Origin of the sequence: Micromonospora sp. NPDC048835, from assembly GCF_040649995.1 — a bacterium.
In the GTDB taxonomy this organism is placed as follows: Bacteria; Actinomycetota; Actinomycetes; order Mycobacteriales; family Micromonosporaceae; genus Micromonospora.
The window spans coordinates 381,412-399,180 of the sequence record NZ_JBEZGM010000001.1; the positions used below are offsets into that span (position 1 = coordinate 381,412).

Sequence of the window (17,769 nt, forward strand, 5' to 3'; positions counted from 1 at the left end):
ACAGGAGGGCGGAGCAGCAGGACAGTCGACATTCTCATAGACGTTCAGCTATCTACGGCGGGGTGTGCCATGCGGAAGTCGCTGACTGCTGTGGCCGCCGTCGCTGTTGCCATGGTCGCGATGATGGCCGCGATCTCACATGCCAGTGCGGCGAGCGCGGCGGCCGGGTGTCGGGTGAACTACGTCGTCACCAGCCAGTGGACCGGTGGCTTCCACGCCGACATCGCGGTCACCAACGTGGGTGACCTGGTCAACGGGTGGACGCTGCGGTTCGCGTTCCCTGCAGTAGACCAGCGGCTCACGCAAACCTGGAGCGCCACCTGGGCCCAGGCGGGCCAGCAGGTCAGCGCGACCAATCTGGCCTGGAACGCGACCCTGGGCACCAATGGCTCCGCGAACATCGGTTTCGTCGGCGCCTGGTCGGGCAGCAACCCCATACCGGCGTCGTTCACGCTCAACGGCGTCACGTGCACCGGCGGCGTCCTGCCCAGCGTGACGCCGACCCGGACGCCCACACCGCCGGTCGCTGACTATCCGGCGATCGTCACCTGGCTCAGCCCGACCGCCGGCGCGGTGTACACCACGCCGGGAACCGTCCCGCTGGCGGCGACCGCGACCGTGGGAGGCGGACACGGCATCACCTCGGTGTCGTTCCGGGTGGACGGCGTCACGGTGGCCCAGGGAGTGAGGACGACCGGTGACCGGTACGAGGCGCTGTGGACACCACCGATCGGGGAGCCCGGCACCAGCACCACCTTCGTGCTGTACGTCTCGGCCGGCACCGACCAGTCGTTGTCTGGCGCTGCGCCGCCGTTGCTGGTCACCGTGGTGACACCGGCGTCCACCGGCGCCAACCACCCGCCGGCGGTGGCGTTGAGCACCCCCGGCGGGCAGACCTACTTCCTCGAGCCGACGACCGTCACGCTAGTCGCCGACGTCTCCGACACCGATCCCGGGGACCTCGTCAGCCGGGTGGAGCTCTACCTCGGCGCAACCCGGCTGGCCGTGACGCCGACCAACAGCGGACAGCGCTACCAGTTCCAGACGGCCCTGTCGGCCGGCTCGTCGTCCACCTTCACCGTGCGGGTCCACGATTCCCGCGGCGGCCTCGGCATCTCGAACCCGCTGACCTTCACCATCCGTTAGCGCCTCGGCCCTCCGTCAAGGGCTGGCCAGGCTGACCAAGGTCCTCCCACTGGCCGTCGATACGTTTGCGAGTCGACACGGCGCTCAGGGTTGATTCGACCAGGCCATCGGGGTTGGCGGTCACCGTCGTGGTGGGTGCACCTGTGGCGCCCCTCCATGACTGTCGTCTCGGAGCGTGAAATCCGCGTCCGACGCGGCCACAGTGAAGCACCGCACACCGCGGCGCCCTGGCCGGGTCCATGTACGAGTTCGAGCCGTTTCAGTACTACCTGGTTGACGAGGACCCAAACGACTCGGAGTCCCCGCTGATCGCGAGGTGAGATCCGGCCGCGCGTAGACGGCAAGAGGCCCGGCCTCCGTTGGCTGGGTGATCCCACCGGCCGGCGGCACCGCCGCCACCACCGCCCCCAAGGCCGTACCACCGCCCTGAGGCAGTACAAGAACCCCGCCGACGTCGGCAGCGACGACACGACCAGGTTCGACAAGACCACCTACACGGCCTACGCCTACGACGAACTCGGTGGCAAGACCAGCGTTCGCGCCGACTCCGTCACGGGCGCACCACGCTGCCGATCCTGATGCACGTGGAGGGGTCCACTCCGTTCGGTCGGGGCCGGTGAACTGTCGAGCAGGGCACCCAGTCGAGCGGCGGACTCGTCGGTCAGGCGATAGACGCCCTAGAGGCTGACGGAGCGTTCGAGACGACCGTCGACCACCATGCAGCGCGAAGACATCATCGCCGACACCGACGCTGGTCCAACTGGGCAGAGACTGGTGCCCCCCGCTGAACGCCACCGGCGGCCGCTGGCCGACGCAGTGCTTGCGTAGCTCCCGGCAGACGTCCTGGGTCCACAAGGCGGTGAAGGCAGCCGAGATGGCCGTGATCATAGGAGCACCGACCGACAATCTCGACCCATCATGCCGGAGCGATGATGGACCGAACCAGCATCCGGAGCTGCTACCTGAGCACGCGCGATCCGCTACCAACTAGAGGTGGTCGCAGTACGGAGAGCATCGACGGCCAAGGGCGTGGCCCAGGTCCCGCAGGAGAGCGCCCAGGCGTTCGGCCTCGCCGGCCGTGGGCGGAGTGATGGCTGCGCCGGCCGCGATGTGCTCTCCGGCCTCGTGTAGCGCGACGTACAGATCCTCCGCGGTGGTGCGGTCGAGCCGCAGAACAATGTCATCCCGCATGCGCAGACCCTAATCGCACGTTCGCGGCACCGGTTGGCCAGGGGCGGGTGCACGGATCTGCCGCTGGGCGCTTGGCAGCGTCCGCTCGCTGCTCGTCGGCCCGGTGATCGTCGAGTGCAGCCCGCCACGCCGGCCCGAGAACCACCGTGCGTTACGACCGTGCCCGCAAGACCTCCAACTACATCCTCGCCGCCTACATGGGCTCCGGGACGTAGCAAACTCTCCCGGTCTGCCGAGGAGAGCGCGCTTGCACAACGCATCGACGCGGCAATCAACAACTGTTAGCGTCACCGCCGTGACGGGGACGTTGCTATTCATCATCGGTCCGCCAGCTGTCGGAAAGATGACCGTGGGCGAGCGGATCGCTGCTCGAACTGGTCTGCGGTTGTTCCACAACCACATGGCGATCGAGCCCGTGCTGCGCTTCTTCCCATTTGGCAGCCCGCCGTTTGGGCGGCTGGTCGATCGGTTTCGCAGTGACCTCATGGAAGAGGTTGCCGCCAGCGACCTGCCTGGACTGATCTTCACCTACGTCTGGGCGTTCGACCTTCCAGAGGACGAACGAGCGGTGGACCAGTTCGCGGAGCCGTTCCGGCGACGCGGGGGCCGTGTGCTCTACCTCGAACTGGAGGCAGACCAAGCGGAACGGCTCCGGCGGAACCAATGCCCGTCACGCCTGGCAGAGAAGCCGTCCAAGCGAGATGTCGCCTTCTCCCAGCGCAACCTGCTCGAACTGGACCGCCTTCACTGCCTCACCTCGGACGGCCGGTTCGACGATCGCGCCGACTACCTTCGTATCGACAACACCCGTCTGGAACCGACCGAGGTAGCCACCGCGGCCATTTCCCATTTCGGCATTCCGTTGCTGGCTGGTCCGGGAGGCAGCCCTACGCAAGGTTGAGTCGATCTGCCCGCACTCTGGTGCCGCTGACAGGGCACGAAAGCTCAACAACGAGGATCAGTCGCAGCTTGACAGACCCTGATGAGCCGCGCCGACGTCGTGGCGTCGGCGGCGAGTTGGCCTGCTTCGGACAGGGCACTTTGGAGTTGTGTCAGCCGCTCGGGCTCTTCGACGATCTGGACGCTGCCATCGAATCCGTGGACGAAGGCGAGGGTGCCGTGGTCGCCGACCGTCATCATCGCGAATGTCGGGGCGGCGACGCACCGGGCAGCGACGGTGCCAGGGATGACGCGGACCGTTGGTGCCTCCAGCAACCGCCCTAGCTGGGCGGCTAGGACCGAGGCTCCACCGACCTGGCGGTGCAGGACCGCCTCCTGGATCAGAAATCTCGTCTGGACGCGTCCTGCGCGACGGGCCAGCCACTCCTGGCGCTGCACGACCGACGTGGCGACATCGTCGGCCGCGAAGTGGCTGGCGAGCCGCAGGGGTGCGAGGCCGGCCGCATACTCGCGGGTTTGCAGGAGGTCGGGAATCCATGTTGGCGCGTGGACGTCGATGACCGTCGCTGACCGCTCGAAGTGGGCGACCTGCTCGAACACCGCACGCACCGAGGGCGGTATCTGGAAGATCCTCCGGTCCTGCCGGGACCGTGCGATCAACACGAGCTGCCGCAGCTCGTCGACCTGCGCATGATCGTCGACGAGATAGGCGACAAGCAGTGCACGCATGTCACTGACGCTGACACCGATCGCACCGCTCTCGATCCGGATGACCTTGGACAGGGACCACTCCATCTCCTCAGCCACCTGCTCCTGCGTGAGCATGCGTTGCTCGCGGAGACGGCGTAGGCGGGTGCGTAGCAGCCAGCGCGCCACCGCAGGCGTGGGCTCCTCCACGTCCGTGGCGTCTTGAGCGGGGTGGCGGCGATCGGGCATCATGAAAGACATGGTCGACCGTTCCGGCAACAAGCGCACTCGCCGCTTTGACGCGTCGACGTTGGTGCGCGCAGTGGCGGTCGTCGCCGGAACAGCAACGGTCGGGCTCGCAACCGCTGACGAGCAGCTGTCGACAGCCCAGGTCGGCTGGCTCGTGCTCGGCGCGGTCCTCGCGACGGCCGGCGCATCGCGCTCGAACAAATCGGGCCCGGTAAAAAAAACCGCCCAAGGGTGCCATCTGGCAATCTGCGCTAGGCCGTTTGGGTAAGGCTCACGGCTTGATCCGGACCAGGTCAGGTGTGCCCAGCGGCGGCGGCGTTCCGCGTCGGGCGAACCTGCTGATGACGGCCCCAGGTCAGCTGGGGGACCTGTTTGGCCGAGGGTCGACGGCAGGTTGCGCAGGACCTGCCACTCACCCAGGTGCGGGCAGCTGAAGTGCGATGTCCGGTCTGGCGCGAACGCTGCGTGCCGCCGTCGTGACGCTGTCCGCGAGGTTGGCCCAGGCCTACGAACCTGGCGTGGTGTCCCGGAGCGACCTGGGGTTGTGCGGTCGGGGATGATGCGCCGCTGCACGGCTGGCACGTCCAACGCAACGAGATGGACAGCTCAGGGGTGCAGGTGTCCGATGGGTGTGGGCAGGTGAGTGATGTTCACCGCGATGCTCGTCGACCGTTGGTGGATGGGGGGACCGAGTGGATAGCTTCGAGCCCTCGGGATGGGTGACGGGCGGAGGCCAAATGACGCAGGGCAACGCTGAGTATCGCTACAGGAACACAGCGATACTGTCGGTGGTGGCCCAGGAGGCGCCGGTTGTCGTTACGTCTGATCAGTTCGACGAGCAGTTGGACGAGACGTTCCGGCGGCTGGGGCTGCGCCGGGGGATGCTTCAGCGGATCGCCGGCATCCAGGAGCGGCGTTGGTGGGCGGAAGGCGTCAGCTTCGCCGACGCGGCGGCGATGGCCGGGGCCAAGGCACTGTCGGAGGCGGGCGTCGACGTGCGTGACGTCGGCCTGCTGCTCAACACCTCGGTGTCACGGGCGTTTCTGGAGCCCTCGACGGCGGCGGCGATCCACCACACGCTGGAGCTGCCGCCGTCGGCACTGAACTTCGACATCGCCAACGCCTGCCTTGGGTTCGTCAACGGAATACAGGTCGCGGCCAACATGATCGATGCCGGACAGATCCGGTACGCGCTGATCGTGGCGGGCGAGAGTTCCCGCGACGCCCAGCAGGCGACGATCGACCGGCTGCGCGGGCCCGACTCGACCCGCGACGACGTGCGCGAGCAGTTCGCGACGCTGACCCTCGGGTCGGGTGCGGCAGCGATGGTGCTGGCTGCCGCCGACACCCACAAACAGGGCCACCGCCTGATCGGTGGGGTCGGTCGGGCGGCGACCCAGCATCACAGACTGTGCGAGGGAAACAGCACCCAGATGCGTACCGATGCGAAGGGCCTGCTCGACGCGGGGGTGGCCCTCGCGGCCGCGACCTGGGCGGACGCCGGGTCGTGGGACTGGCAGGACATGGACCTCTACGTGATGCACCAGGTCTCGGTGGCCCACACACGTGGTGTCGTCGACCGGCTCGGCCTCGACCCTCGAAAGGTCCCGGAGACCTTCCCGCTGTGGGGCAACGTCGGCCCGGCCTCGCTGCCGATGACACTGGCCCGCCACGCCGAGTCGCTCGACCCCGGTGACCGGGTGCTCTGCATGGGCGTCGGCTCCGGCCTGAACACCTGTGCCTTGGAAGTCGTCTGGTGAACGATCGACACACCACCCCGCCACCGGGGCTGCCCGGCCTCGACCCCGTCTGGTCCCGGTTCGTCACCGCCCGGGACAGCCAGGGCATCCAACGCACCTGGCATGTCCTGGACACCGCTGCGGCCGACTCCGACGCCTCGGCCCGCACCGTCGGAACCTTGCTCTGTGTGCACGGCAACCCCACCTGGTCGTACCTGTGGCGGCACCTGCTGGCCCGTTTCGCGCAGGCCGACGCACCGCCGTGGCGAGTGATCGCCGTCGACCACCTGGACATGGGGTTCTCGGAGCGCACCGGGACGGTACGCGGGCTGGCGCAGCGGATCGACGATCTCAGCACGGTCACCGACGCGCTGGGCCTGACCGGGCCGGTGGTGACGGTCGGGCACGACTGGGGCGGCTCCATCTCGTTGGGCTGGGCACTGCGTCACCGCGATCAGCTCCGCGGTGTCGTGCTGACCAACACCGCCGTGCATCAGCCGGCCGATTCGGCGGCGCCCACGCTGATCCGCCTGGCCCGGCTGCCCGGTGTGCTGCCCGCGGTGACCGTCCAGACGCCGACGTTCCTACAGGCCACCCTCGCCCTGGCCAACCCGCGGCTGCCGCAGGCTGTCCGGGAGGGTTACCACGCCCCGTACCGGACGGTGGAGCGGCGGGCCGCGATCGGTGGCTTCGTCGCCGACATTCCGCTGCACGCCGACCATCCGAGCTGGCCGGCGTTGCAAGGGGTCGCGCAGAATCTGCACACGTTGGCGCAGACGCCGGCACTGCTGCTCTGGGGGCCGCGCGATCCGGTTTTCGGCGCCGCGCACCTGCGGGATCTGCGGGAGCGGCTGCCGCACGCGCGGCTGCACCGGTTCGAAGGCGCGGGTCACCTGGTCGCCGAGGACGCCGACGTGGCCGGCGCGGTCGCGCAGTGGCTTGTCGATCTGGACCGGCCTCCCGTCGGCCCGCCCGCGTCGCCGACGCCGACGGTGCCGTGGCGTCCGCTGTGGGCCGAGTTGGCGGCGCGGGCCGAGGACCGCTCGGTCGCTCTCGTCGAGTTGGCGCGGAACGGCCGGCAGGTCAGCTGGGCGCTGCTGTGGCAACGGATCCGGGAGATCGCGGCGGGGCTCGCCGCGTGCGGGGTGCGACCCGGCGATCGGGTCGCCCTGCTCGTACCGCCCGGCGCCGACCTGACCGCCGCCGTCTACGCGTGCCTGCGCATCGGCGCGGTGATCGTGGTGGCCGACCCCGGGCTGGGGCTGGCCGGGATGAACCGGGCGATGCGCAGCGCCGACCCGGCGTACCTGGTGGCAGTCGGTCCTGGACTCGCCGTCGCCCGCGCCCTGCGCTGGCCCGGACGGCGTCTCGGGGCCGGCCCCGGCGCCGCCGCGTGGGGTGCGCTGACCCTGGGCAAGCTCGCCCGTCTCGGTGCCGATGTCGACGAACTGCCGTCCCCGCCCGGCCCGGACGACGACGCGGCGGTGTTGTTCACCTCCGGCTCCACCGGGCCGGCGAAGGGTGCGGTCTACACCCACCGCCAACTCGCCGCGATGCGAGACGCGCTGTCCGACATCGGTGTGCGGGCCGACGCCGGGATCGTGGCGGCGTTCGCGCCGTTCGCACTCTTCGGCCCTGCCCTCGGTGCCCCGTCGGCGATTCCGGACATGAGGGTGACCTCGCCGCGGACGTTGACCGCCACCGCTCTGGCCGAGGCGACCGCCGCGGTCGACGCCGCGTCGGTCTTCGCCTCACCGGCCGCGCTCCGCAATGTCGTCGACACCGGTGACGCCCTCGACGATCGTCAGCGCGCCGCGTTGGAGGGGGTGACATTGCTGCTCAGCGCGGGTGCGCCGGTGCCCGCCGCGCTGCTCACCCAGGCGCGGGCGCTGATGCCCAAGGCGCAGCCGCACACCCCGTACGGGATGACCGAGGTCCTGCCGGTCACCGACATCACCCTCGACGAGATCACCGAGGCCGAGCCGGGTGACGGTGTCTGTGTCGGCCGGCCGTTGCCAGGTGTCCAGGTGGCGATCGCCGCCCTGGACCCGACCGGCACGCCAGCCGAGCAGCCCGGCTTCGTGACCGGGCTGACCGGGGAGATCCTGGTCAAGGCCGGGCACACCAAGGATCGCTACGACGCGCTGTGGCTGACCGAGCGGAACAGCTCCCGCAATCCGGGCTGGCACCGCACCGGCGACGTCGGCTACCTCGATGCCGACGGCCGGCTCTGGGTGCAGGGCCGACTGGCCCACATCATCGTCACCCCCGACGGCGTGCTCACCCCGGTGGGGATCGAGCAGCAGATCGAGTCGTTGCCGCAGATCGCCCGGGCCGCGGTGGTCGGGGTGGGACCACCCGGTGTGACGCAGGTGGTGGTCGTCGCCGAAACCATGCCCGGGGCCCGCCGCGCCCAACTGGCCAGCCGGGAGCTGATCGACGCGGTACGCGCCGCGGCGACGCCGCCGATCGCGGCCGTGCTGGTGGTCCCGGACCTGCCCACGGACATCCGGCACAACTCGAAGATCGACCGGACTCGGCTGCGCCACTGGGCGGAGCGAGTACTCGCTGGCGGAAGGCTCAACCGACCGTGAAGGTCCTGGTGACCGGTGCCAGCGGCATGCTCGGCGGCGCCGTCGCCACCGCGCTACGGGCGCGCGGCGACGAGGTCCGCGTCCTGCAACGTCGGCAGAGCCGCCTGGTCGGCGTCGACGAGCGGCGTGGCGACATCACCGACCCGGAATCCGTAGCTGCCGCCGTCGAGGGCGTCGACGCCGTGGTGCACCTGGCCGCGAAGGTGTCGATGACCGGGCCGCGGCAGCAGTTCACGCACACGAACGTTCTCGGCACGGCCACCCTGCTCGCCGCCGCCCGAGCCGCAGGTGTGACGCGATTCGTGCACGTCTCCTCGCCGTCGGTCGCCCACCACGGCGCTGGCCTGGTCGGCGTGGACGCCGACCCGGCCGACCCGGACCGGGCGCGGGGCGACTACGCCCGCAGCAAGGCCTCGGCCGAGTTGCTCGCGTTGGCCGCCGACTCGGCCGACTTCGCCGTGGTGGCCCTCCGGCCGCATCTGGTCTGGGGACCGGGTGACACCCAGTTGGTGAGCCGGATCGTCGAGCGGGCCCGAGCCGGCCGGCTGGCACTTGTCGGCCAGGGTGCCGCCCTGATCGACACGACGTACGTGAGTAACGCCGCCGACGCGCTTGTCGCCGCGCTCGACCGGGCAGCCGAAGTGGACGTACACGGGCGGGCCTTCGTGGTGACCAACGGCGAGCCACGGACGGTGCGTGAACTCGTCGAACGGATCTGTGTCGCCGCCGCGGCGACGCCGCCGAGGCTCCGGGTACCGGTGGCAGTGGCGAAGACCGGCGGCGCGGCGGTGCAGCGTCTGTGGCCGGCACTTCGGCGCACCGGAGAACCGCCGATGACCCGGTTCCTGGCCGAGCAGTTGTCCACCGCGCACTGGTTCGACCAACGCCGGACCCGAGAGGCGCTGCGCTGGTCACCGAAGGTGACGCTCGACGAGGGCTTCGCCCGGCTGACCGTGGCCTACCAGCAGGAACGACGCGTCCTCGGCACCGGTAGGTCAGGCCGGTAGCGGCGGTTCGCGTGCGGGCGGTAGTGAAGTGTTCACCTTGCGCTCTTGATTCATATTGCGAAGTGCAGTTAGATTCCTCGCGCGGCGGTTGACATACGGGGTGTCAACACGGGGCGTCGCGGGTGCGTTGCGTGGAGACAAGCCTGTCCGCCCTGGGTCCGTGTGTCTGAGCGACCGTTTTACGGCGCGCTCACAGCGGAAGGCGGAAACAGCCACCCATGATTCGAGCACAACGCCTCATATCCCTGTCGGCAGCGGCCCTCATGGCGCTGGCGGCCACGGTCTTCGGCGCCGCCGGCGCCGCCCCGGCGTCCGCTGACCCGGCGCCGTCGCGCTACCCCTACAGCAACCGTGACGTCGGCTTCTCCGAGGTCGGCTGGGACTTCAAGACTCCGGGCGGCATCAGCGACCATCTGGACCGCATGCAGTCGTTCGTCCCGGGCCGCACGCCGATCATCAGGGCATGGACCGACTTTCACACGTACGCGTCGAAAGATTCCGAGGGTGCCGTCCAGATGGACTTCACCCACCTCGACCGGACGGTGATGGAGGCGCACCGCAAAGGCATGCGACCGCTCGTGACCCTGTTCGGCTCGCCCTCCTGGCTCAACGGCGGCCACCTCTGGACGGGCGACTCGAGCCAGGATCCGCCGGAGACCTGGCTGCCGGCGGACAGCGAGGCATGGAAGACACTCGTGGACCTGACGGTGCAGCACTACGGGCCGCCGCCGGGCTCGCCGCCCGGCACCCCGCCCATCGTCGACGCCTTCGAGATCTGGAACGAGCCGAACATCGACGGCTTCGGCAAGTACGACGGCGTGTACGGCGACGACGGCGTCATCCGGCCGGGGGACGGGCGCTACGACACCGCCGCCGACGCGACCGCGACACTGGCCCGGTACTGGGAGGTGGTGAAGATCGCGTCCACGGAGATCCGCACCTCGTGCGGCCAATGTTATGTGCTGGCCGGCGGGTCGGCAGGGCTCGGGGCTATCCACGGCGACGCCGCGAGGTCGCCGTCGGCGTGGCTGGACTGGGGGTACGCCCACGGTTACAAGGACACGTTCGACGCGGTCGCCCATCATCCGTACTCCGAGATGAACGAGGCCCCGGACACGCCGAAGTGTGGCGCGCCCTGGGAGAACCTGTTCGGACCGCCGGCCGAGGACACGCCCGGGCAGATCTGTGGTGAGCTGGCCGCGCTCCGCGACGTGATGGTGCGCAGGGGCGACGCGGACAAGAAGATCTGGGGCACCGAGTGGGGCTACGGGCTGATCAGCCCCAATCCCGGCTGGTGGTTCGCCACGAAACGGGACCAGCTGGTCAAGGGTGTCCGGATGTGGCAGGCGCTGGACTACACCGGCCCGCTCGTGCTGTTCTCGTACCGCGACTCCAAAGGCAACCAGTACGGCATCGTCGAGGAGAAAGGCTTCGTCAAGAAGGACGTGGCGCTCTACGACGACCTGAGCCTGGCGTTCACCAACCCCGACCTGCGGGTGCCGTTCAAGTCGCAGAGCGGGATCGGCGGGTACGACCTGTCCGATCCCCGAGACCGGGTGGTGCCGTTCGACTACGAGCACACCGGCAAGCTCGACCACCTGCTGGTCTACCGGCCGGGCACCGGGATCGTGTACGTGCTGCGGCGGAAGGCGACGGCCGGCACCGAGCGGCCCAGCTTCGAGACGGTGTTCAGGTCCACGAACGGGATCGGTGGCTTCAGTCTGAGCAGCACAAACGATCAGATCATCAGCTACGACTTCGCGCACACCGGTCGGCAGGACTACCTGGTGCTGTACCGGCCGGGTACGGGCATAGTGCACGTCGTGGGCCACGCGTCGGACGGCAGCTTCTGGCCGGTGTTCACCTCGACCAGTGGCATCGGCGGCTACGACCTGGCGTCGACGAAGGACCGGCTCGTGGCCTACGACTACGAGCACACCGGCAAGCTCGACCACCTTGTGGCGTACCGGCCCGGCGACAACGTGCTGTTCATCCTGCAGCACAGCGCCGCGGGGCCGTTCGAGACGGTCGTCGGGTCGCATCAGGGCATCGACGGTTTTGCCCTGACCAGCCCGAACGACCAGGTCATCGCCTACGACTACGCGCACACCGGTAAGCAGGACGCCCTGCTGCTGTACCGCCCCGGCGCCGGGCTCGTCACCATCGTCGGGCATGCGGCCGGCAACACCTTCTGGCCGCACCTGATCTCGTCCAACGGCATCGGCGGTTACGACCTCGCCGACTCGCGGGACCGCATCGTCGCCTTCGACTACGCCCACACCGGCATGGCCGACCACCTCGCCGTCTACCGGCCCGGCACCGGCTACCTGGACGTGGTGCGGCACGACCCCGCGGACACGTACTCGGCGGTCCACGTCTCCCACCTGGGCGTCGGCAGCGTCGGCTGGTTCGACCTGCGCAACGCCCAGGACCGTATCGTCGCCTATGACTTCGGGCAGACCGGCAAGCCGGACCATCTGCTGCTGTACCGGCCCGGGGGGCGCGCCGTCACCATCGGCACGCGATAGGAGACGCCTTAGTCCTGCAGAACCGCAGTAGGCGACACGGGTTCGACTCGCGTCCGTTGGTTCGACACTGACGGACGCGAGTCGAACGGTGGCTTGGGGAGTTGGACCGGTTGCCTGCCCGGATCGGGTCTCGGTGCCGGCGGTCCGAGCTGCGGGTGCGGGTGCGGCAGTACCTGCATGGGGTTGGGCTCTGGCCTGGGTCGGGCCAGGGCTCAGTCGAGCAGATAGCTGGCAGGGACGGCGTCGGTGAGCCAGACGCCGTTGGCGCTGCGGTAGAACTCGTGCCCGTCGGCGGCCATCGCCGCTGCGTCGATGGTGAGGATCACGACTCGACCGGCACGTCGGGCGCCGACCCGGTGGGCGGTCTCGGTGTCGGCGGAGAGATGGACGTGGTGCCGCCCGCCGCGGTGCAGGCCGGTGGCCCGGATCGACTCCAGCGCACCGGTGCTGGTGCCGTGGTAGAGGCGCTCCGGTGGGGTCACCGGGGGCAGCCCGAGGTCCACCGGGACCGAGTGGCCCTGGTTGGCCCGGACCCGCAGCACCCCGTCGGTGCCGCGCTCGACCGCGAACCGTTGCTTGTCGTTGCCGGCGACGACCGCGTCCAGCTCGGCCCGATCGATCCGTAGGGCGGCGAGCAGTCCGTCGACGGGAGTCCAACCGGCCGGGTCGAGCACCAGGCCGGCCCGTTCGGGATTGTGCCGGAGGGCCTTCGACATCCGTTTGCTCAACTTCACCAGGCGCTCGCGTTCCACGGTGGCATTGTGGGCGATCCCCGTCGGTCGAATCCAGGGGGTTTTCCGACGACCCCGAACCCGGGTGTTCTCCGGTCAGGTGCACAGACGCTCGGTCGGGCACCTACGGCATCAGCACGATCTTGCCCCGCGCATGGCGGGACTCGCTCAACTCGTGGGCGGCGCTTCCCTCGTTCAGAGCGAACACGGCAGCGACCGGCACCGTGAAACGACCCCGTTCGGCGAGTTCGCCAGCGGCAGCGATTCCGTCGAGAGCCGGTGTGTCGGCACCGGGGCCGGAACCGCGCGACAGGTGCACGCCGTGGGCCGTGGCGTTGATGTCGGCGATGCTCACCACCCTGTCCGGGCTCCCGACCAGGCCGACCAGATCGGGCAGAGAACCAGAGCCGGCACAGTCGAGGACGACATCCACCCCGCTGGGCACCAGAGTGTGAACCCGCTCGGCCAGTCCGGGGCCATAGGTGGTCGGGATCGCCCCGAGCGAGGCGACGAACTCGTGGTTGCGCTCGCTGGCCGTACCGATGACTGCCGCGCCGCGAGCGGCCGCGAGCTGGATCGCGGTCGTACCCACCCCGCCGGCCGCGCCCTCGATCAACAGCGTGGTGCCGTCCTTGACGCCCAGCCGGTCGAGCACCCGGGTGGCCGTCTCGATGTTCCCCGCCGCGCCGCCGGCCTGCTCCCAGGTCAGGGCGGCAGGCTTCGGTGCCCACGCGGCCAGGACGGCGTATTCGGCGTTCGCTCCGCCCATCTGGTCGTAGTCCGTTATCCCGAAAACCTCATCGCCGACCTGAGCGGTGGTCACCCCGTCACCGACCTCATCCACCACGCCGGCGGCGTCGACGCCGGGCACGTGCGGCAGGCGGAGCGGAATCCAGTCCTGGAATTGGCCGGCGCGGACGTACGTGTCGGCCGGATTCACACCCGAGGCCCTGACCGCCACCCGTATCTGGCCGGGTCCGGCGTGCGGTTCCGACGCCTCCGAGACCGTAAGGACGCTCGCCGGACCATACTTCGAAAATTGCAAAGCCCTCATGCGGACGGACGCTAACGCACGCTGCCGTCCGCCTCACTAAAGTGAGAGTCGTGACCGACCGTTTGCCTCACGCTCTCCGCTCCGACGCTCTGGACAACCGCGAGCGTATCCTTGAGGCCGCCCGCGCTCTCTTCGCTGAGGGTCTGGACGTGCCCATGCGCGAGGTTGCCCGGCGCGCCGGTGTGGCACCTGCCACCCTGTACCGCCGTTTTCCGACCAAGGAGATGCTGGTCACCGAGGCATTCGCCGAACAGATGCACGCGTGTCGCGCGGTTGTCGACGAGGGCCTTGCTGATCCGGATCCGTGGCACGGTTTCTGTCTGGTTATCGAGAAGATGTGTGAACTGCAGGCGCACGACCGAGGCTTTACCGCGGCTCTCATTTCGACCTTCCCCAACGCGGTTGATTTCGAAGCGCGCCGTGAATATGCGCTCACCGCGATCGACGAACTGGCCCGCCGCGCTAAGGAGGCGGGCCGCCTGCGCCCCGACTTTGTCCTGGACGATGTCCTCCTGGTGCTCATGGCCAACAGCGGTATCCACGCGGCCTCGCCGACGACCCAGGTCACCGCCTCCCGGCGCTTCGCCGCACTCGCCATCTCGGCATTCCAAGCCTCCCCGGATGTTCCGCCGCTCCCGCCCGTGGTGCGGTTGGCACCCCAGGCATCGGTTCCCAAGCGAAACCAACCGGGTTAGCCCGGGTCATCTCGGCCCGGGCAGCGACCGGGTTGGGCCCGGTTAACGCGTTGAGGTCGATCGGTCCGGGGCCCAGGATGTAGCCGTGATCCTGTTGGTTCCCGCAGACCCACTACGGCCGCGCCGCCCGGACGAGCATTTTGCGGCCGAGGCGCAGGCGGCGCGTGCTGCCGGGCTCGATGTGGCGGTGGTCGACCATGACGCGTTGGCGCGGGGCGCAGATGTACGCCGAGCGGTCGCCTCGGTATCCGGCAGTGGCATGGCCGTTTACCGCGGCTGGATGCTGCGCAGCGAGCGGTACACCATGTTCGCTGAAGCGCTCGCTGAGCGTGGAGTGGTGCTGAGGACTGACGGTGAACAGTACCGCCGGGCACATGAGTTGCCTGGCTGGTACGTGGCCCTGACGGCGGTCACCCCACCGTCGGTGTGGACGACCGGCTCGGAGCGGGCCGACTTCGATCGCGCCCGCGTCGAGCTCGGCGCGGGGCCGGCGGTGCTGCGCGACTACAGCAAGTCGATGAAGCACTACTGGAACGAAGCCGCGTTCATCCCCGACCTTGCGGACGCCGGGTCGGCGTGGAGCACGGCGAGCCGATTCCTGGAGCTGCGCGACGACGACTTTGTCGGTGGGTTCGTGTTGCGGCGCTTCGAGCAGCTCACCTCCGCCGAGGTACGCACGTGGTGGATCGACGGCGATTGTGTCCTGACCGGAGCGCACCCCGACAGCCCAGACGATCCCGCGCCGGTCGACTTCGACCCGACCCCGATCGCACCGATGATCGCCGGGCTCGGTCTGCCCTTCGTCACCGTGGACCTCGCCCTTCGTACGGACGGCGTATGGCGGGTCATCGAACTCGGCGACGGGCAGGTGAGTGACCGACCGACCACCCTCGACCCGCAAAGGATGGTCGAGGTCCTGTTTGCCCAGGCCGCCGTGGATGAGTGTATAGCGGACACGCGTGTTGGTCGTCGTGGTGGATGATGCCAGACATGATCACCAGAGAGCGCGCTGTCGCGCTCGTCGAGGCCCTGCTGATCAGGCAGCGAAGGGGGGGACAGCTGGCTGATGTGCCCGAGGTTGCGATCTGCGGTGTCGAGGAGCACGTCCTCGGGTGGTTGGTCGGCTGGCAGGCTGTCGAGTACCTGCGGTCCGGTGACATCGGCACGATGCTGGTAGGACAGGGCCCCTACTTCGTAGACGGGGAAGACGGCAGCATCCACCACATACCCGTCGTGATGTGCGGCGCGGATCGATGGGTTGACGTCTATCTCCGGCAGTACAAGGGCGTCCGACCACCAGATCCGCTGCTCGCCGAAGTCCGTGCCCTCATCCAGGGTGGGAACAGGATGGCGGCGCTGCGGTATGTCCGACAGCAGGCGCCGCGGATGAGCCCGCGCCACGCCCAGGCGTACGTCGACGCGGTGAGCGGGGGCGATGAACCCTCGGAGTGCTTGGCGAGCCTCACTCGGGAGGAAGCAGAGCCGCAGTTTTTCGCGATCGAGACGCTTGCTGGCCCGTGTGACGAGGACGCTGGAGCGTAGGCCACCAACTGCGGCGAAGCGCTCGTTCTCCCGCGCGGCCCTTCGTGCCGGTCGTCGGCATCCAGGCTGGAGGGTCAGGATCAGATCCGGCCCATCTCGTCGTCGATGCGCCGTCGTTCGGCGTCGCGTAGCTGCTGGTAGTGCTCCGCCCTGGCCTGGTCGGCGATCCTGTCGGCGGCCTCGGCGGCGGCCTGCAGAGTGACCAGAGGCAACTCGGAAAAGTGGAGCGCCTGCCTGTCCGCCTCGGTGAACACCGCCCTGGCCAACTGACCGTCGGCGGCGCCAGCCAGGAGGAACAGCTCCTGCACGTACATCCGACCGAGGCCCACGGCTGTCCAGCCGGCCACGCCGTCGAGGGCCTGGCGGCACTCACACAGCGCCTTCCAGGCGGCGTCGTGCCCGCCGGCCTGGCGTTCCAGCTGCGCCAGGGTCTGCCACGCCGAAGCGGTGTCCCACGGATTATCGGCGTACACCAGGCTCTCCCGCTGGGCCTTGGCTGCTTCGGCGAACGCGCCGAGGTCAGCCAACTGGTACCGGAGCTGGCTCAGCGTGGCTCGGTCCCGCTGGCGACCGGATGCCCAACGTGCCAGCCACTGGTGAGCCAGCTCGACGTCGCCAGTCAGTTTGGCCCGGCGCACCCACCGAATTGGGTCCTCGGCGGCCGGGTCGACCGGGAAACTCGACCGCTTCCACTGCAACCACTCCGCCACGTCGTCCTCGGGTACGAGTGGCTGGCCTGCGTCGTCGAGCAGGCGCTCCAGCACCTGGTCCCTGTCGGCGTGCTCGCTGTCGCGTACGAAATCCAGCGTGGCCTGCACCCCGGCGGCAACCAGGTGCTCGGTGTCGTAGCCACACCAGGTGTCGAAGTTGGCCCGCTTGATCTCCCAGTGCCGCCACACATCCGGTACGCGTTGATGCTCGGCGAGCAGGAAGCCGACCAGCTCGGTCTCCTCAGTCAGCCCCTGAAACGGCGCCGCACGTCGGCACACCGCCTCCTGCTCGGCCAACCACCGCAGCAGCGGGAGATCCTCTACCCGCCGGTCGTACTGCAACGCCCACAACACCAGCGCCCGCCGCGCCGCGTGGCCGTCGTGGTCATGACCCTCGGCATCGGTGGCCCGCTCGTAGCGCAGCTCCTGCCACCGGGCCGAGGAGCTCCGCATTCGGGCCAGCTCGTGACGCGCACCGTCCATCACCGGGCAAAGATCCCATCTTACGTCGCGGTGTCACGTCACGAGCCGACGACGTGCGGGGCCCGTTGGCAGACGTTTGTTGCCGGCTACAGGTTGTTGATACGGGCCAGGAGGTCCGCCTCGGTCAGGTTCTCCAGGGCCGCGTCCTGCTTGCGGCCCAGGACCGCGATCAGCTTCTCCTTCTCCAGCTTCTTGGCCGCCGCCGCCTTCGCCGCCTGGTCCTCCGCGAGGCGGACGGCGATGACGTGCTTGACGACCTCCAGCTTGGTCTCCAGGGTTGCCTTGGCCGGATTGGCCTCGGTGGTCACGAACGACTCGGTGTCGACAGCCTTGAGTTCGGCGTTGACCGCCTTGGCCACGTCATCGAGGCTGAAGCCGGACTTGGCGGTCAGCGGAAGCTCCCACAGCTGTTCCGTGGTCAGCAGTCCCTTGGCCGACGGATAGCGGAACTTCTCCCGGGTGGCCCTCTCGAAAATGGTCACGGGTAGCCTCTCTGGAATATCCGGGTGGGGA

Annotated in this window: 16 protein-coding genes; 10 read left to right on the plus strand and 6 right to left on the minus strand. The window is 69.1% G+C overall.

From position 1 onward, the window contains the following. Nucleotides 1–123: 123 nt before the first annotated feature. The gene (locus tag AB0C15_RS01595; protein WP_357347545.1) at nucleotides 124–1,146 is read left to right on the plus strand and encodes a cellulose binding domain-containing protein; all 1,023 of its coding nucleotides are present in this window, start codon (nucleotides 124–126) and stop codon (nucleotides 1,144–1,146) included. Between the two features lie 987 nt (nucleotides 1,147–2,133). Here the strand turns inward: AB0C15_RS01595 and AB0C15_RS01600 are convergent. Next, nucleotides 2,134–2,337, minus strand: a complete 204-nt coding sequence (locus tag AB0C15_RS01600; protein WP_357347547.1) for a hypothetical protein — start codon at nucleotides 2,335–2,337, stop codon at nucleotides 2,134–2,136. Between the two features lie 295 nt (nucleotides 2,338–2,632). On the opposite strand from AB0C15_RS01600, the gene AB0C15_RS01605 reads away from it, so the two are divergent. Further along, nucleotides 2,633–3,238 carry an AAA family ATPase gene (locus tag AB0C15_RS01605; protein ID WP_357347550.1) on the plus strand — a complete coding sequence of 202 codons (606 nt, stop codon included), beginning with the start codon at nucleotides 2,633–2,635 and terminating at the stop codon, nucleotides 3,236–3,238. Nucleotides 3,239–3,282: 44 nt separating this feature from the next. Here the strand turns inward: AB0C15_RS01605 and AB0C15_RS01610 are convergent, their stop codons facing one another. Beyond that, nucleotides 3,283–4,176 carry a helix-turn-helix transcriptional regulator gene (locus AB0C15_RS01610; protein WP_357347552.1) on the minus strand — a complete coding sequence of 298 codons (894 nt, stop codon included), beginning with the start codon at nucleotides 4,174–4,176 and terminating at the stop codon, nucleotides 3,283–3,285. A gap of 7 nt (nucleotides 4,177–4,183) precedes the next feature. Between AB0C15_RS01610 and AB0C15_RS01615 the strand changes: the two genes are divergently transcribed. The 5 genes from AB0C15_RS01615 to AB0C15_RS01635 all read left to right on the plus strand — a co-directional run bounded on the left by AB0C15_RS01615 (nucleotide 4,184) and on the right by AB0C15_RS01635 (nucleotide 12,041). Further along, complete coding sequence (locus AB0C15_RS01615) at nucleotides 4,184–4,441, plus strand: hypothetical protein (protein ID WP_357347554.1); 258 nt, start codon at nucleotides 4,184–4,186, stop codon at nucleotides 4,439–4,441. Between the two features lie 424 nt (nucleotides 4,442–4,865). Next, the gene (locus AB0C15_RS01620; RefSeq protein WP_357347555.1) at nucleotides 4,866–5,933 is read left to right on the plus strand and encodes a 3-oxoacyl-ACP synthase III; all 1,068 of its coding nucleotides are present in this window, start codon (nucleotides 4,866–4,868) and stop codon (nucleotides 5,931–5,933) included. After that, the gene (locus AB0C15_RS01625; protein ID WP_357347557.1) at nucleotides 5,930–8,506 is read left to right on the plus strand and encodes an alpha/beta fold hydrolase; all 2,577 of its coding nucleotides are present in this window, start codon (nucleotides 5,930–5,932) and stop codon (nucleotides 8,504–8,506) included. The genes AB0C15_RS01620 and AB0C15_RS01625 overlap by 4 nt, the downstream gene beginning before the upstream one ends. Beyond that, nucleotides 8,503–9,513 carry an NAD-dependent epimerase/dehydratase family protein gene (locus AB0C15_RS01630; protein WP_357347559.1) on the plus strand — a complete coding sequence of 337 codons (1,011 nt, stop codon included), beginning with the start codon at nucleotides 8,503–8,505 and terminating at the stop codon, nucleotides 9,511–9,513. The genes AB0C15_RS01625 and AB0C15_RS01630 overlap by 4 nt, the downstream gene beginning before the upstream one ends. A 263-nt stretch (nucleotides 9,514–9,776) precedes the next feature. Continuing rightward, the gene (locus AB0C15_RS01635; RefSeq protein WP_357347561.1) at nucleotides 9,777–12,041 is read left to right on the plus strand and encodes a hypothetical protein; all 2,265 of its coding nucleotides are present in this window, start codon (nucleotides 9,777–9,779) and stop codon (nucleotides 12,039–12,041) included. 212 nt (nucleotides 12,042–12,253) lie between these two features. Here AB0C15_RS01635 and AB0C15_RS01640 read toward each other — a convergent pair whose 3' ends face one another. Together AB0C15_RS01640 and AB0C15_RS01645 are read right to left on the minus strand one after the other, a co-directional pair. Then, nucleotides 12,254–12,793, minus strand: coding sequence for an RNA 2'-phosphotransferase (locus AB0C15_RS01640; RefSeq protein WP_357347563.1), 540 nt, complete (start codon nucleotides 12,791–12,793; stop codon nucleotides 12,254–12,256). Nucleotides 12,794–12,896: 103 nt separating this feature from the next. After that, entirely contained in the window at nucleotides 12,897–13,826 is a 930-nt protein-coding gene (locus AB0C15_RS01645) for an NADP-dependent oxidoreductase (RefSeq protein WP_357347565.1), read from the minus strand. Between the two features lie 50 nt (nucleotides 13,827–13,876). Between AB0C15_RS01645 and AB0C15_RS01650 the strand changes: the two genes are divergently transcribed. The 3 genes from AB0C15_RS01650 (at nucleotide 13,877) to AB0C15_RS01660 (ending at nucleotide 16,063) form a co-directional block, all read left to right on the plus strand. Beyond that, nucleotides 13,877–14,521, plus strand: coding sequence for a helix-turn-helix domain-containing protein (locus tag AB0C15_RS01650; RefSeq protein ID WP_357347567.1), 645 nt, complete (start codon nucleotides 13,877–13,879; stop codon nucleotides 14,519–14,521). 85 nt (nucleotides 14,522–14,606) lie between these two features. Next, nucleotides 14,607–15,503: an ATP-grasp domain-containing protein gene (locus AB0C15_RS01655; RefSeq protein ID WP_357347569.1), complete on the plus strand. Its 897-nt coding sequence runs from the start codon at nucleotides 14,607–14,609 to the stop codon at nucleotides 15,501–15,503. Nucleotides 15,504–15,511: 8 nt separating this feature from the next. Next, the gene (locus AB0C15_RS01660) at nucleotides 15,512–16,063 is read left to right on the plus strand and encodes a YrhB domain-containing protein (RefSeq protein WP_357347571.1); all 552 of its coding nucleotides are present in this window, start codon (nucleotides 15,512–15,514) and stop codon (nucleotides 16,061–16,063) included. A gap of 80 nt (nucleotides 16,064–16,143) precedes the next feature. On the opposite strand, the gene AB0C15_RS01665 is transcribed toward AB0C15_RS01660, so the two are convergent. After that, a complete protein-coding gene (locus AB0C15_RS01665; protein WP_357347573.1) occupies nucleotides 16,144–17,226 on the minus strand; it encodes a hypothetical protein in 1,083 nt (360 codons plus the stop codon). 116 nt (nucleotides 17,227–17,342) lie between these two features. Beyond that, nucleotides 17,343–17,738 (minus strand): hypothetical protein, encoded by a 396-nt coding sequence (locus AB0C15_RS01670; protein ID WP_357347575.1) that lies wholly within the window; start codon nucleotides 17,736–17,738, stop codon nucleotides 17,343–17,345. Nucleotides 17,739–17,769: the final 31 nt, after the last annotated feature.